Below are 15,143 nucleotides of genomic sequence, written 5' to 3' on the forward strand. Positions count from 1 at the left end.
TGGTGATTTCTCGTGTTCATATTATTAAGTATGGCTTGATATGTTTGTATATCTTGGGAGTAGGCATATCTATGCTTATAGGTGATGAGATATGGAGTATATCTCGCCTTGTAGGGGTATTTTTTAGCACAGAAAGTGAAGTAGGAGTGCATAAAAGCATTTTATTTGATGTGCGCTTGCCACGTATCATAATGGCAATACTCATTGGTATGCTCCTTGCATCGTGTGGTTGCGTTACACAAAGTATTTTTGCCAATCCCATAGCTGATCCCTATATTATTGGCATAGCTTCAGCAGCTACCTTTGGAGCAGTGGTGGCTTATGCAATAGGTTTGGCTGATTTTTATTTTGGCATACTAGGATTTGTCTTTTGTGCTGCCTTTTCATTGCTAATTTTTAAGCTCCACAAATATGCTAACATCACTACCTTGCTCATCATTGGCATAGCCATTTCTTCATTTTTGGGTGCGCTCACTTCGCTTTTTATCTACTACATTGGAGAAAGCTCGTTTAAAATTGTGGCTTGGCTTATGGGATATTTAGGACTTAGCTCGTGGGATAAGGTGGGGATTCTCTGTATCCCGCTTATATTGTGTATGCTCTATTTTTATATGTATCGCTATGAGATGAATATTATCCTTAGTGGCGATGAGGAGGCACGGAATCTTGGCGTAGATGCCACAAGGCTTAAACGCAACTTGCTTATTGTTTCATCATTTGGTGTAGCCTTTAGTGTGGCATTTAGCGGATTGATTGGCTTTGTGGGATTGGTAATCCCCCACATCGTGCGATTATTGCTTAAAGATTATAATAATGCCATTGTTTTACCTTTATGCACGGCTTTAGGTGGTATCTTTTTGCTATTTTGTGATGGGATTGCACGAAGTGCGCTTAATGTAGAATTACCCATAGGGATTATTACCGCATTTTTTGGTGTGCCTCTCTTCTTGTATCTTGCATTATATGCTAGGAGAAGTATATGAGTGTGCGTGTGAATGGCTTAGAATATCGCATTGATAATAAAATATTATTACAAGATGTGTCATTTTGCATTACACAGGGCGAATTTGTAGGTATTCTAGGACCTAATGGCTCAGGCAAAAGCACATTGCTAAAGCATATACTCGGCATTATCCCATTGCAAAAGGGTAGCATTACGCTCTTTGATAAACCTATAGAATCTCATGATATGAAGCAGCTCTCACATCTTATTGGCTTTGTGCCTCAAAAATCAGGCATAAATATGCCTCTTTTAGTACAAGATGTGCTACTTATGGGGCGATATAGCGCATTAAAAAGTATGTTTGGCGGATATACAAAGGACGATTTAGAATCGATGCGGGAGTTAGCAAATACACTCAAAATAGAATCTTTTTTAACGCGCAATATCCTTTCACTTAGTGGAGGCGAATTCCAACGTGTTTTGCTCGCAAGAGCATTGCTTAAGAATCCCCGCATACTTTGTCTTGATGAGCCCACCTCTGCGCTTGATTTACATTTTTCTATCGAGCTTCTTTCCTTGTGTGAGGATTATATCCGCACGCATAATATCGCCATAATAGCTATTTTACACGATGTGAATCTCGCCTCCCTCTTTTGCCATCGCCTCATTTTTCTTAAAAACGGACAAGTGCACTATGATGGGAAAAGTGATGAGCTACTCAAGCCACCAATATTAAAAGACATTTATGGATTAGAATGCGAAGTAATGTCTCATAAGGGCAAAGCGCATATTATTATTTCAAAGGAGTATGTATGAAAATTTTTCTCTGTATGATTGGTTTTGTGTGTATGGTTTTTGCACAAGAGAGATTAGTGGTGCTAGACCCGGCAAGTATTGAGATTATCTATGAGCTTGGGAGTGGAGATGAGATTATCGCTATTGCACATTTACAGCATAGTAACATCGCCCCAAAAGATAAAACATCAAAGCTACCAAGTGTGGGGAGCTTCTCAAATCCTTCCATTGAAAAAATCATTTCTTTTAAGCCTACGCTTGTGATTCTTAGCTCGTATTCTTTGGGATTGCAAGAGCGATTAGCGCAATTAGGGATTAAAACAATGTATCTTCAAGCAAAAAGATTAAGTGATTTGGAAAAAAATATTACCACCCTAGCCACCTTGCTTCATAAGGAAAAAGCCGGTATCGCGCTTAATAACCGCATTAAAGAAGAGTTTTTGCTTCTAGAACAAGAGCCTTTAAATAAAAGCGCACTTTTTCTCTTCTCAAGCAACCCTCTTATGGGATTCACAGATAATTCTGTGATAGCCGATATATTTGCCCTTATTGGCGTGAAAAATGTAACACCCCCAAGTGAGATAGATCGCCCCATTATCTCAAGTGAGTTTATTTTAAAAACAAATCCAGATATGATTGTTCTAGGCATTGAAGCTAAAGATTCACAAATACTTCTAAAACAAAATCCCGCCCTAAAAAACACAAAAGCAGCAAAAAATAATCATATTTTTGCCTATCCACATACTTATTCTCTTTTGCGCGTAAGTCCTAGCATAGTAGAACATATCAAGGCATTTAAAGAGATATTACAAAATAAAGAGTAGAAACTTAAAGCAGGTATCTTAAGTGAGTTTTATGTTATAATCTATCACTTAAGATACTTCCAACCACAAGAGAATGTGTAATGAGTTTTTTTTCTATTGAATTTAGTATTCTCCTATTGCTATTTTTTATTCTATATTGGAGCATTCCATTCTTATCGTGGCGTAACCTCTCTCTCCTTGCTTTTAATTACCTTGTTATTTATCTTTTTAGCCCCTATTTTGCCCTCATTGTGCTTATCTATACCTGCCTTGTGTATTCCCTTGCTCTTTTTATCGATAGCTTGCGAACGCGTTTTGCGCTTCTTGCTTCTATGATATTTGTGTTACTTTTTTTGTGTTTCTTTAAATATTATTCATATATTAAAGATGAGTTTGACGCGCTTCTTGCGCTTTTGGGGCTTGATTTTTTAGAAATAGATATTATCTTTCCCTTAGGCATTAGCTTTTATACCTTTGCTTCTATCACCTATTTGTGCTCTGTGTATGAAAATAGCAAATACCTTGCACAAGATGATTACTATCAAGAAGAGAATCCTGCACTAGAAAGCTTTGTTGGGGTGGCGACTTATCTTTCATTTTTTGCTACTTTTATGGCAGGTCCCATTATGAGAAGTGAATCTTTCTTCTCTCAATATCACACAAAACGTGAGTTTGGCTCGATTGATATGATTATTACCCTTATATTATTTGGATTTGTGAAAAAGGCAATTATTGCAAACTATTTAGGCATTTATGCTATGCCTATCTTAAATACCCCTTTTGAATACCATGCTTTAGAGCTTTTAAGCGCACTTTTTGCATACAGCATTCAGCTTTATTGTGATTTTAGCGGATATGTAAATTTAGTTTGTGCGTTTGGACTTATGCTTGGATTCACCCTGCCGCTTAACTTTAATATGCCCTATATGGCAAAAAATTTGAAAGATTTTTGGAGTAGATGGCATATTAGCCTCTCAACCTTCATACGTGATTATATCTATATCCCACTTGGTGGAAATAAAAAGGGTTTTTTGAACACACAACTTTTTGTGCTTATCGCTTTTGGGCTTTCTGGCTTATGGCATGGCAATACTCTAACTTTTCTTATTTGGGGGCTAATGCACGGCTTCGGTATTGTTTGGCTCAATGTGTTACGAAAACTTGGAATTGATTTACATAATGTGCCTTTTGTAGGAGCATTTTTTACATTCCTTTTTGTAAGTTTTTGCTGGATTTTCTTTTACTATCATTCGCTTGAAGAGGTGAGAGGATTTTTTCTTGCATTTTATTATGGCTTTACTCTACCTGTGCCATTTTATACGTGGGCATTACTTGGTGGATTTCTTGTGCTTTTTGTATGTTATCCTCTTATGCGCGATTCTATGGAAATATGCCAAAAAGCCTTAGCTTTTATTCCGTGGGTTATTAAGCCCATCATTTTAAGTGTCATTTTTACGTTATGTATTGTCATTATGCCCTCTGGCATACCTCATTTTATTTATGCGAGTTTCTAATGCAGCAGGCAAAATTTATATTTATCGCCTTTTTCACACTTTTGCAGCTTCTCATCATACTGCATAGCTCCATACTCATATATATAGAACAGCAATACCACAATTTTAGTGAATCCCAACATCCCCTTACCCAAGTCTTAAATATCATCTATCAAAACACAATGCTACAAGAGAATATACTTTTTACCTATACAGATGGTGCTATAAATACTCTCAATACCCTCTCTAGCAATTTTTTTAGTTTTCATCAAAGCCCTCAAAAAACAGCAGCAAAGGAGCAAAGTAAAACACCTCATTCTACTTCATCTCTCAAACCTCCCATTTCAAAAACTACTCCCCCCCCCCACAATCCCCATAGTGAAGTAGCCAAGAGTATGCCCATAGAGAATACTCGCCATTTTTTTAATCATAAAGAATCTTCCCATACGGAGATACAAGCAGAAGTAGCAACAAACCAACCTCAAAAGATTCGGCCTCCCATAGTGGAGAGTTACACACCTATACGCGCCATTAGCAATCCCCGAATAAAGATTGAAGAAGGCTCATCTGTCCTACTTGTGGGAGATTCTATGATGCAAGGTGTCGCCCCCTATATGCTAAAAACCTTTAAAAAAATGAATCTACAAGGAATCAACCTTAGCAAACACAGCACAGGCTTAACCTACAAGCATTATTTTGATTGGGCGGAGGCAATTAAAGATGCCTTTAGTAAAAATGACAATATTGCCCTTGTGGTTGTGCTTTTGGGTGCAAACGATCCTTGGACGATAAAGAAAAATATTGCCTTTAAAAGCCCTTTATGGGAGGAAATCTACACTCAACGCATAGAAGAAATCCTTATCATAGCCCAATCCAATGGCGCTCGTATAGTTTGGTATGAGATTCCTTCTGTGAGAGAAAAATCCCTTAATGATAAGCTTATGTATCTTAATAGCCTGTATGAGCGCGAAATGAGAAGTGGTGGGGAATATTTTTTACAGAGCAATGGCATTGTTACACAAGGAGGGAAGTATTCTGCATTTATCAAAAATAAAAGTGGCAAAAGTGTGCAAGTGCGCGATGATGATGGGGTACATTTCACTTCAAAGGGATATCAAATAATGGCAAATATCTTTCTCAATGCACTTGAGATTAGCCCCCTAGAAGATTCTATAAAAAAGCAATAAGGGAAATGCTATGAAAATATGCCTACTCTATTTGTGTTTGTGCGTATTTGCATTTTGTGCAGATTATCCACTCAAATCCATAGGTATTGCTTTAAGCAAACCCGAGCAAGTCGCCAAGATTCCCACATTAAGCAAGAACCTCTTAGAATCTACAAGCGGTATAAAAAACTACCAAAATGGCATATCTCCCACTTTTAAAGCAAAGCTACAAACAAGGGAAAATCTCATTATTAGAATCTTGGGAGATTCACATATTGCTGGGGATTTTATCTCCCATAGGCTACGAGGATTGATGTTTGAAGAATATACTTTTGGTCTGGTGTATCCTTTGTTTCCTGCTTATCATCAGCATATCGCCCTCAAATATGAAAGCTCTAATTTTGAAGTCCTCAATTCTCGCGATAATGAGCTTGATGAATATCCCTTGGGTGGCATAGTGGCAAAACCTATAGAGCTACCCGCCCATATCACACTCTCACCTCAAAACACCACAGAACAAACACTAAGCAAAATCATATTCAAATCCACTAACCAAAATAGTGCGCTTGTAATTGAGGACAGCGCAAAGCAGCAATTTATTATTAACGCCAAACACCCTTTTGTATGGCAGATTCTCACGCTTAAATTACGCTATCCTATCACCATTCACGCCCTCAACGAAAAAGTGCTGCTTGGAGGGTTATTTATCTCCAATGAAGAAGGGGCAAACAATATCATTGAGAATCTTGGTATCAATGGAGCTAAGGCAGATATTTGGCTCAAATGGGATAAAGAGCTGTTTATGCAGCAAATGCGTATCCTCCCAGCAGATTTATATATATTATGCTATGGCTCAAATGACGCACTTTATAGTAATTTTAACGAAGCACTTTTTTTGAAAAATTATGGCAATTTGATTGACACCATAAAGGCAGCAAATCCAAATGCAAATATTTTACTCCTATCGCCTCCGCCTGTAGTGCAAAAGGTAAGCAATGCGACAAAACGTAAAAAAGCCGTATATAAACTCACCAAAAATGCCAACCCTGTTAAAACTGCCATTGTTAAACTTGCTCAAGAGAAGCAAATAATGCTTTTTAGTATGGAGGATTTTATCAATGAAAGCGGAGGCAAAGCTAAATGGGAGAGTGCTAATCTCGCAAAACCCGATGTGCATTTACTCCCTAATGGTTATAGACTCATCGCCGATAAACTCTATTATGAACTTATGAAACTTGAATAATCCACAAATTTTATTTAAGAGAGTCTATCTTACAAAAAAGCGATGTTAAATAGCTTAAATAAAGGTTAGCTTGATATGCCTACTTACTTGTTATTTTTACTCAAAACATATCATTTATATCAAAAATCTTATTTAAAAAGATTATTAAGCAATTTTTGCGCTCCTTCTTTTACCCTATCATCTTTAATATATTTATCAATGGCTTGTTCTGCACCTTGAGTGATTGCCTTACTCGCTTCAGCCTTAATCAGCTCATTTGCATCAATGCTAATAGTGGGTGAGGAGAGGCTATTGCGAGCTTTGAGATAAATATATTTATCTTTGATTTGAAATTTTACATCAGCATTAATCGTGCCTTTATCTGTGTCAATACTCGCTCCTTGTGCGGCAATAGTAGTATTAGCACTTTTTAAGCCAATATCAGTAGTGATGATATTTTTATCAATCACCGCATTTAACCCCGCATTTTCATAGCTTTCTTTTGTAATATCCGTCTTTAGGTATTTAGCAGTCAAATCTGTTACTTGATTAGGCATCAGTTTGCCATTGCTAAGAACAGCTTTGAGCGTGCCTTTTTCTGTTAAGGTATCATAGTTTAAATCCCCATTCATATCCGAGCTAAAGACTTCAGGGAGTTGCACGATTTTGAAAAGTTTTAAGGTATTGACATCTTTTAATGAAGCGGTGAGTTTATTGCCATCAAGCACAGCATCTATATTGCCCCCGAGCGATTGTGTATAAAAATCTGCATAGAGGTTCTCTGCGAGTTTAGCTATACCTGTGGCTTTGAAATCCCCGGCAAGTTCCACACCAGTAGCAAATTTAAGCTTTTTGAGATTAGGGATAGTGGCTTCATAAGGAGCAGAAAATATCATATCATTAAGATTAATACTTGTTTTTGCAAGTTTTACCTGTGCTATATCAGAATCTAAAGTCGTATTTGCCTCCCCTACGCCCTTATCAAGCCCTATATTAGATTTAAGCGTGAATTTGGTATTAGGCATATCTAAGTCCATCTCCTTTTTCATTACGGCGTTATTAGTCGTGCCAGAGAGCGTGAGGGCTGTTGTCGTAGAAATCCCCGCGTCCAAATCGCTCACTACCGAATCTAAATTCAAATTCATAGTCGCATAGCGTGGCATATATATCATCCATAAAAGCGTATCTAGACGTAAATTTTTAATATGTGCTTCAGCAGTCTTAGGTGCGAGTTCTTCAAGTGTGGCAGTATAGGTGGTAGTAGAGTTTGCCACGTCCGAGCTACCATTTATCACTAAAGATTCCATTCCACCCTTAACTTTACCTTTTGTGCTAAAAGCTCCTCGTATAGGCATTCCTACCAAAGGCGTGAAAGCAGATAAATCGCTTAGGCTCACATCATAGGTTGTTTGCGTGGTAAGTTCATTAATGAGCGTTTGCCCTTGAGAGTGGATATTGCCAATATTGGCATTGAAACTAAGGTCGTGATTAAGTTTATCCATATCAAAGAGGGCATTGAGTGTAATCACAAATGTGGTCTTTGGCACATCAATTTCAAAATCTTTTTTAATTAATGCGCTATCAACCAAGCCTTGCGCAACACCCAAAAGCGCATTACCATTAAAATTCATCTCCGCATCGCCTTTGATATCTGCTTCAAGATTAAGTGCCCCACTTGCATAAGGCTTCATGCCACCCATAGCAAGAGCTTCTCTAATTTGCAAGTCTTTGATATGTGCCTTAATAGAAGTAGGTGAATAATCCTCTAAAAGCAGCGCAATATCAGTAAAAGATTTTGCAATATCACTTATAGTGTGAATTTCAAGGCGATTGAGCGTGCCTTTAAGCGTGGTATTAATGATAAATGCACCCTGCAATGGCGTATCCACAAGTTCCCCTAGCGGAGAAATATCCCTCGCATCAACTTTGAATATCAAATCAAGTGTTTGGGAAAAGAGGGAGAAATCTCCATTAAGCGTAATGAGAATCTTATCATTATGCGTGATAAGCACATCTATGCTTGAAAATCCTAGAGAGAATTTCTCCACATCAAGCTTGATAGGCGCATAATTGTCCACTTGTCCTTGAATGATACTCTTTACCAACGCATTACCCGGAGGTGTGAAAAGCACTCCAAGAATCAGTACTATGAGTGCTAGAAAGATACCAAGTATCCACAAAAGTATTTTTTTCATTTTGTCCTCCATTAAAGCGATTTAAGAAATTTTAGGCATTTCAAGCTGTCTACCTCTACTTGCCCCAAGTATAAGCACAAAGATTAAAGCCACCATAATTTTTACCCACAATGGCACAGGTACAGCCTCGCCTGCAGCATAGCTGTGCATACCGGAGAGATAAAAATTCACCCCAAAATATGTCATAAGGATTGAGAAAAAGCCTACCACAGAAGCAGTAGCGAGAATAAAGGGGAGATTATACTTAAAGACAAAGCGCAAATGCAAAATAATCGCATACACACCTATGCTAATAAGCGCCCAAGTTTCTTTAGAATCCCAGCCCCAATATCGCCCCCAAGATTCATTTGCCCAAATCCCACCGAGGAAATTCCCCACTGTGAGTAAAAATAGCCCTAGAATCATACCCATTTCATTAAGCGCACTTAGCGATAGAATAGAATTATCAATATTTGCCTTCACTTGCGAGGAGAAGTTAATCTTTGAAGCCCTTAAGACAAACATCACAAGCGTGATAAGCCCTAGCATAAAACATAATCCTAAGAATCCATAACTTGCAGTAATCACGGATACGTGGATATTGAGCCAATAGGATTTCAGCACAGGGACAAGATTCCCAATCTGTGGGTCCATAGAACCAAGATGTGCGACAAAAAGTGTAATACCCGAAAGAAAACTCGCCGCGCATAATGCGAGATTTGAGCGTCTAAAGCATATCACCCCAGAGAGGATAGCTGCCCACGCAATATAAAGCATTGATTCATAGGCGTTGCTCCAAGGAGCGTGTCCGCTCACATACCACCGCAAAGCTAATGCACAAGTGTGAATCACAAATAATGCAAACAAGAGGGCATAAAATACTTTATGCACGAGTGCTCTCATAGGCTTATTAGTGAGAATCCCGCTTAGTACGACAATGAAAAATATAATGCTTATAAAGATATAAGGATATATGAGCTGGTGAAAGGGATTGTAGGTATTGAGCAAGATTTCAGAATCCACTTTCGCATCAGATATAAGCGTATTTTCACCATATTGCTGCTGATAGGAGCGCATTTCCTGCACGGCTTTTATGGCTTGCTCCCATTGATTATTTGCTAATCCATTTTCCACACCTTCTGCGAAATCTTTATAAATATGTAAAAGCTGCGTTGCCCTCACCGTATCGGCTGCTGCTACTGCAGAGCTAATGGCTTCAAGTGGATAGAGCCATTGATTGTTTTCTACTTTACTATCGGGGAAGATTCTAAGCACCTGCCCGGTGTAAATGAGAAATGCTACGTTAATGCGCTCATCTACGCTAATCACATCTTTTTCAAAGGTATCACGTAGGGCAGGATCCTTACGATTAGCCTCTTCTACATAATTTTGCAAAACATACTGCCCATCAGCAAAAACGTCATTAAAAGCAATATACTTTTGATTTTCATCAACACCTAGAATCTGCCTTAGTTTGGGGCTTTTAGTCACTATCATTTGCACACTTTGCCACTCTTGCGGATAAAAAATCATACCTAAAAAGATTTGTGTAGGATTTAAGCCTAAAAAGGTATTTTTTTGTGTGATTTTATGAATGTAATCATTTGTAAGCGTGTGGAGTGGCTTTGTGCGTCCGCCAAAGTCTTGCACAAGGACTTTGTTAAATTCTTGAGTAAGTGGGGTTGAATCCTGCAAAGCCTTTATCATCGTAGGAATATCCTGTAAATGTAGCATATTCTTTGTCTCTTGAGTAGCAGTATGCGTACTATCTATTTCGTGCGTGGCGGCAATATTTGGCATAGCATAGGTATTTTGAGGCAATGTGAGTAAAGCTAGAACAACACATAGGACAAAGGCAAAAAATTGCTGTGTTTTTAAGAATCTCCCTAGCATAGCAAAACGTCCGTTTTTATCAAAAAGCAGCCATATCACACCGATGATGAGCATAGTATAGCCGATATAAGTAGGATTTTTGCCCGGGTCATTATTCACAGAGAGAATTGTGCCGCCCTCATCTTGGTGATAAGAGGATTGGAAAAAGCGATAACCGCCATAATCAAGCACATTATTCATAAAGATTCTAAAAGGCATAGGTGGCCTATCTCCATCAAGCACTTCTACTTGTGAGGCATACGAGGCAGGGGAGTTTGACCCTGGATAGCGCTCAAGCTCAAAATTTTTAAGCGTAATTTTGAAAGGAAGTGGAATATGATCGACACCCCACGCAAAATAAACCTTATATCCATCTATTTCACGTATTGTAATACCCTCTTTTTTAGGGGCTTCATCGCCATCTCTTACAAGCATTATATGAAAATCCTTGTCTAAAAAATTCATATCAGCATTGAGCAAAAAGATACCATTAGGGACATTATCCTTCATAAGTTCGCCTGTTTCAAGCTTTAAGGGCTTGTCAAAAAAATCAATCGTACGTTTGATATGGCTATTGATTTTATCATCTATAAAAGTGGGAATCTTCGCATATTGTGTATCGCCCTGTGAATTTACTACTTGGATGAAGATATAATGCTCACTTGTGCTAATGGTATTTGCACTTTCCCCCTCTCTTATACTCATAAGCCCCTCAAAGCCAAAATGCCGTGTAATCCCCGCCCCAATAATAATCACAATAAAAGAGGTATGCAAAAGTAAAGAGGCATATCTCTTCCTCTCCCACGCTTTTGAAGTGATCAAGCAACCAATAAGGGAAAGCAAAAGCCACAAATGCAACATTTCAAACCAAAAGGCATTATATACATAATACCGCGCTGCCAATGTGCCATCAAACTTTTCAATAAATGTCGCTATCCCGCAGGCAATAGCATATATAGCCATTAGCACAAGCACCACTTTCATAGAGCAAAACAGGCTTTTAATAATACTCATTAGAGCAATTCCTCTCTTATCTCATTATTGATTTGTTTAACGTCTTTACCTTTCCATTTACCACTTGCCATATAATCTAAGATTTTAATCATAGATTCGCTAGGGAGGTAGCCGGGCAGCTCATAAATACTCTTGCCTTGCGTATCTACAAACACAAGTGTAGGTGTGGGACGCAAAGGAGATTTAACATAGGATTCTATAAGCTGGTGGGTATTAAAGCTTTGGGTATCCTCACCTCTATAGAGGATATGCTTTTTCGTGTAGCTAGAATTGATATAATAAGGCAAGAAGCGCTCTTGAAGTGTTTGCTTCAGCTGGGAATTTTGCGCAATATCACCTTTTAATTTATCGCAATAAAAGCAGTTATTTCTTGCAAAAATAAAAAGCGTGAGTTTGTCATCTTTGTTTGTATAGAGATGTTTAGTATCTAAAAATACATCCTCTAATCCCGCATAACTCGCCCTATCTACACTTTCAGCTTGTTTAAGAATCTCATCTGCATTTTTTGCTCCTGTGGAGATTTTCACCTCCTGCTCCTCGCTACAAGCCCATAAAAATAAGCCCATAATGCCACCCATGGCATATATTGTAATACGTCTCATTTATTCTCCTTGTTCTTCAATAATATTCATAATAGTATCGACGAAATGCTCACTATCATTAAAGCAGCTGCATACGCGATATTCTGGAACTCCTAAACTTTTAGCAAGATTGGCATAAAGAATCTTTAGCTCAAATTCCGTCTCCGAATTATCCAAGCTAAAAGAAAGCGGAAAGAGTATCATTTTATGCTTTTTATATTTTGTGATACCCTCTTTTGTGCTGGGACTTAGCCATTTTACAGGTGTGGCTTTAGACTGATAGACTAAATCGATTTTCTCAAAATGTATGTCTTTTTGATGAAGGGCAGATTCTAGGGCTTTGAGATTTTCCTCGCAATGCTGCTGATATGGGTCGCCCTCTTTGATTCTTGCTTGTGGAAGGCTATGGGCAGAAAGAAGCAGCACAAACTCCTCCGCCCTATCTCCATTGAGTGCTTCATCCACGCTCCGCACGATACAATCAATATAGCCACTATGTGTATGATAATATGAGATTTCGCGCAATATCGGGGTAAAGGCAAGATTTTCCAATGCGGCTTTCGCATCAAGCAAGGAAGAGTGAATCGTAGAGCTGGAAAATTGCGGGTAGAGGCTAAAAAGGATAAGCGATTGAATACCCTGTTTTTGTATGTCCTCTAGCACATTATAGGCAAATGGCGGAGTATAGCGCATAGCATAAGTATAAAATCGCTTAGAATCTTTAGCATTAAGCTTATTGACAAGATTAAGCGTATGGGCGGTAAGTGGAGACTTGCCACCGATAGCTTGATAATTTTTTTTTGTATCCTCAAGACGTTTATTAACGATAAAACTCGCTAACATTTTACGCATAAAATCATTTTTGATTCCCAAAATCAAAGGGTCATTAAACATATTTTTTAAAAAGTTTTCTATCTCAAAAATACTATTTGGTGCGCCCATATTGAGTAAAACAACAGCCTCTGATTTAATGGGGAATCCTTTTAAACTTAGGGTTAAAAATTTTAAGTGATAATAAACTACTAAAGTTAATCATCATCAAGGAGAAGCTATGCAAGATTTTGATTCGCTCAGTTTGCAGGAGACTTTTATAAGCCTTTTGCTTTATCATAAAATCTTTGCTTATTTTTTTGCATTGCCCTTTGTTTTAAACCTCCTCACGCTCTTTTTTGCCTCAAAGAATCTTGTGCGTATGAATAAAAAGATATGGTTTATTGCACCTATTACATTCTTTTTACTTTCTGTAAGTGTGCTAAGTGGCGTGAATCTGTGGGTGTTTGGAGATATTAAGCTTAGTCTCCCGCTTATTGCTATGATAACATTTTGTATTTTTGTGTTTGTGGGAGAGCTTTTCCGTATAAAGATTCTCAAAGTTGCTAAACGCACGAGCTTTGCTGCTATGCAAAGCTATGTGAAATTTTGCAAATTTCTCTATGGGCTTGATTTGCTTTTCTTTATTTTGCTTGTATGGCTTGTGTAATGCAGTTTTTACACCATAATAATGCAGGAGAGGCACTTTTATGCGTAAGCGGAGAGGAATTTACTCATTTAGCTAAAGTGCGCCGTTGCAAAACAGGAGATGTGGTTAAGGTGCGCAATTTGCACGATGAATATTTGCATACTTATAAAATTATGCAAATACAAAAACGTGATATGCTTTTATCTTTACTCAATAGTGAGAAAGTGCCGCATATCAGGGCTTCTTTGCATTTATTATGGGCGATTATCGAGCCAAAAATCATTGAAAAAACGCTCCCTATGCTTAATGAATTAAACGTGGGGGGCATTAGCTTTTTTTATGCGGAATATTCACAAAGGCAATTTATGCCCTCTTTAGAGAGAATGCGCAGAATCTGCATTCAATCCTCACAACAATGCGGGAGGGGAGATTTGATGTCTTTAGAACTGTACAGGGGATTTGATGAGGTATGTGCGCGATATGCACCCTTTTATGCCTTTGATTTTGAAGGAGAGGATATCTGTGAATGGAATGTGCTTGAAAGTTTGCATAATACAAACAACAAAACGCAATATATGCCACCTTTACGCATTATGGTAGGACCTGAGGGGGGCTTTAGCCCAAAAGAAAGGGTGCAATTTGCACAAATCATAACTTTACGTGATAGACTTATTTTGCGCAGTGAAAGTGCTTGTGTGTTTTTAGCAAGTATGGCAAAAATATGGCAGAGTATCAATACAAGGGGGAGTAAATGAAAATTGGCATTATTGGTTTAGGGCTTATGGGTGGCTCTATGGGCTTGGCTTTAAAAGACATAGGGCAGATTCAGCAGCGATATATTAATAGAATCGTGGGCTATGATAATAATCCTCTCCACGCACAGCAAGCCTTAAATCTCGGGCTTATTGATGAATGTGTCGCATTAAATGAAATATGGCAATGCGATGTAGTGTTTTTGAGTGTGCCTCTTGGCGGGATTATAGAGATTATCCAATCCCTCACACCTGATATGATACACCCGCAAATCACGCTTATTGATGTGGGCGGAGCAAAGGTGGAGATTCTAAAAAGTATTCCCGAATGGCTAAGGACATATTTTGTAGGAGCGCACCCGATGTGTGGGACGGAGTTTTTTGGTCCTAGTGCGGCATTAGCAGAGCTGTATAAAAACAATATTGTGATTTTGACAGATGTGGAGCAAAGCGGAGCATATCAAGTCGAAGTAGCAAAGGATATTTTTATTAGCATTGGTATGAAGATTCTCAAAATGTCCGCACAGGAGCACGATAAGCATATTGCGCTTATATCACATATGCCTCATATTATGAGTTATGCCCTCGCAAATGCCACCCTTGCACAAGAAGACCCACAAACGATTCTAGCGCTTGTGGGCGGGGGATTCCGCTCGATGAGTAGAATTTCTAAGAGTTCGCCACTGATGTGGAAAGATGTCTTTAAGCAAAACAAAGACAATGTACTTCAGGCGATGGCTTATTTTCAAGATAAGTTTGAAGAAGCAAGGATATTACTAGAAAATGAGGATTGGGAGGGTTTAGAGGCGTTTATGGCGCAGGCAAATATGCTGCATAAATTTTTATAGCCCTGCTTTTTTCATTTAAAA

At 38.3% G+C, this 15,143-nt stretch carries 13 protein-coding genes; 9 read left to right on the plus strand and 4 right to left on the minus strand.

The genetic code is table 11. The annotated features are described in order from the left end of the window. Positions 1–2: 2 nt before the first annotated feature. From QZ289_RS00170 to QZ289_RS00195, 6 genes are all read left to right on the plus strand, one after another. Positions 3–983: an iron chelate uptake ABC transporter family permease subunit gene (locus tag QZ289_RS00170; RefSeq protein ID WP_295697777.1), complete on the plus strand. Its 981-nt coding sequence runs from the start codon at positions 3–5 to the stop codon at positions 981–983. Continuing rightward, positions 980–1,759 carry an ABC transporter ATP-binding protein gene (locus QZ289_RS00175; protein WP_295697780.1) on the plus strand — a complete coding sequence of 260 codons (780 nt, stop codon included), beginning with the start codon at positions 980–982 and terminating at the stop codon, positions 1,757–1,759. Before QZ289_RS00170 ends, QZ289_RS00175 begins: the two co-directional genes overlap by 4 nt. Then, positions 1,756–2,562 (plus strand): ABC transporter substrate-binding protein, encoded by an 807-nt coding sequence (locus QZ289_RS00180; RefSeq protein ID WP_295697783.1) that lies wholly within the window; start codon positions 1,756–1,758, stop codon positions 2,560–2,562. Before QZ289_RS00175 ends, QZ289_RS00180 begins: the two co-directional genes overlap by 4 nt. Positions 2,563–2,642: 80 nt before the next feature. Next, positions 2,643–4,055, plus strand: coding sequence for an MBOAT family protein (locus QZ289_RS00185; protein WP_295697786.1), 1,413 nt, complete (start codon positions 2,643–2,645; stop codon positions 4,053–4,055). Beyond that, the gene (locus QZ289_RS00190) at positions 4,055–5,221 is read left to right on the plus strand and encodes an SGNH family hydrolase (RefSeq protein ID WP_295697789.1); all 1,167 of its coding nucleotides are present in this window, start codon (positions 4,055–4,057) and stop codon (positions 5,219–5,221) included. Before QZ289_RS00185 ends, QZ289_RS00190 begins: the two co-directional genes overlap by 1 nt. Before the next feature lie 10 nt (positions 5,222–5,231). Continuing rightward, complete coding sequence (locus QZ289_RS00195) at positions 5,232–6,443, plus strand: GDSL-type esterase/lipase family protein (protein WP_295697791.1); 1,212 nt, start codon at positions 5,232–5,234, stop codon at positions 6,441–6,443. Between the two features lie 128 nt (positions 6,444–6,571). Here the strand turns inward: QZ289_RS00195 and QZ289_RS00200 are convergent, their stop codons facing one another. The 4 genes from QZ289_RS00200 to hemH are packed head-to-tail and all read right to left on the minus strand — an operon-like array spanning position 6,572 to position 13,035. After that, a complete protein-coding gene (locus QZ289_RS00200; protein ID WP_295697792.1) occupies positions 6,572–8,617 on the minus strand; it encodes a hypothetical protein in 2,046 nt (681 codons plus the stop codon). A 21-nt stretch (positions 8,618–8,638) separates the two neighbouring features. Beyond that, a complete protein-coding gene (gene ccsA / locus QZ289_RS00205; protein ID WP_295697794.1) occupies positions 8,639–11,482 on the minus strand; it encodes a cytochrome c biogenesis protein CcsA in 2,844 nt (947 codons plus the stop codon). Continuing rightward, on the minus strand, positions 11,482–12,084 hold the full coding sequence (locus tag QZ289_RS00210; protein WP_295697796.1) for a thioredoxin fold domain-containing protein: 603 nt from the start codon (positions 12,082–12,084) through the stop codon (positions 11,482–11,484). The genes ccsA and QZ289_RS00210 overlap by 1 nt, the downstream gene beginning before the upstream one ends. Then, positions 12,085–13,035 carry a ferrochelatase gene (gene hemH / locus QZ289_RS00215; RefSeq protein WP_295698147.1) on the minus strand — a complete coding sequence of 317 codons (951 nt, stop codon included), beginning with the start codon at positions 13,033–13,035 and terminating at the stop codon, positions 12,085–12,087. A gap of 79 nt (positions 13,036–13,114) precedes the next feature. Here hemH and QZ289_RS00220 point away from each other — a divergent pair, with 79 nt between their 5' ends. From QZ289_RS00220 to QZ289_RS00230, 3 genes are read left to right on the plus strand one after another with little or no spacing between them, the layout of a single operon-like run. Then, a complete protein-coding gene (locus QZ289_RS00220) occupies positions 13,115–13,543 on the plus strand; it encodes a hypothetical protein (RefSeq protein WP_295697798.1) in 429 nt (142 codons plus the stop codon). Next, complete coding sequence (locus QZ289_RS00225) at positions 13,543–14,277, plus strand: 16S rRNA (uracil(1498)-N(3))-methyltransferase (protein WP_295697801.1); 735 nt, start codon at positions 13,543–13,545, stop codon at positions 14,275–14,277. Before QZ289_RS00220 ends, QZ289_RS00225 begins: the two co-directional genes overlap by 1 nt. Next, complete coding sequence (locus QZ289_RS00230; RefSeq protein WP_295697804.1) at positions 14,274–15,122, plus strand: prephenate dehydrogenase; 849 nt, start codon at positions 14,274–14,276, stop codon at positions 15,120–15,122. Before QZ289_RS00225 ends, QZ289_RS00230 begins: the two co-directional genes overlap by 4 nt. Positions 15,123–15,143: the final 21 nt, after the last annotated feature.

This window comes from uncultured Helicobacter sp. (genome assembly GCF_910577135.1).
In the GTDB taxonomy this organism is placed as follows: Bacteria; Campylobacterota; Campylobacteria; order Campylobacterales; family Helicobacteraceae; genus Helicobacter_C; species Helicobacter_C mastomyrinus.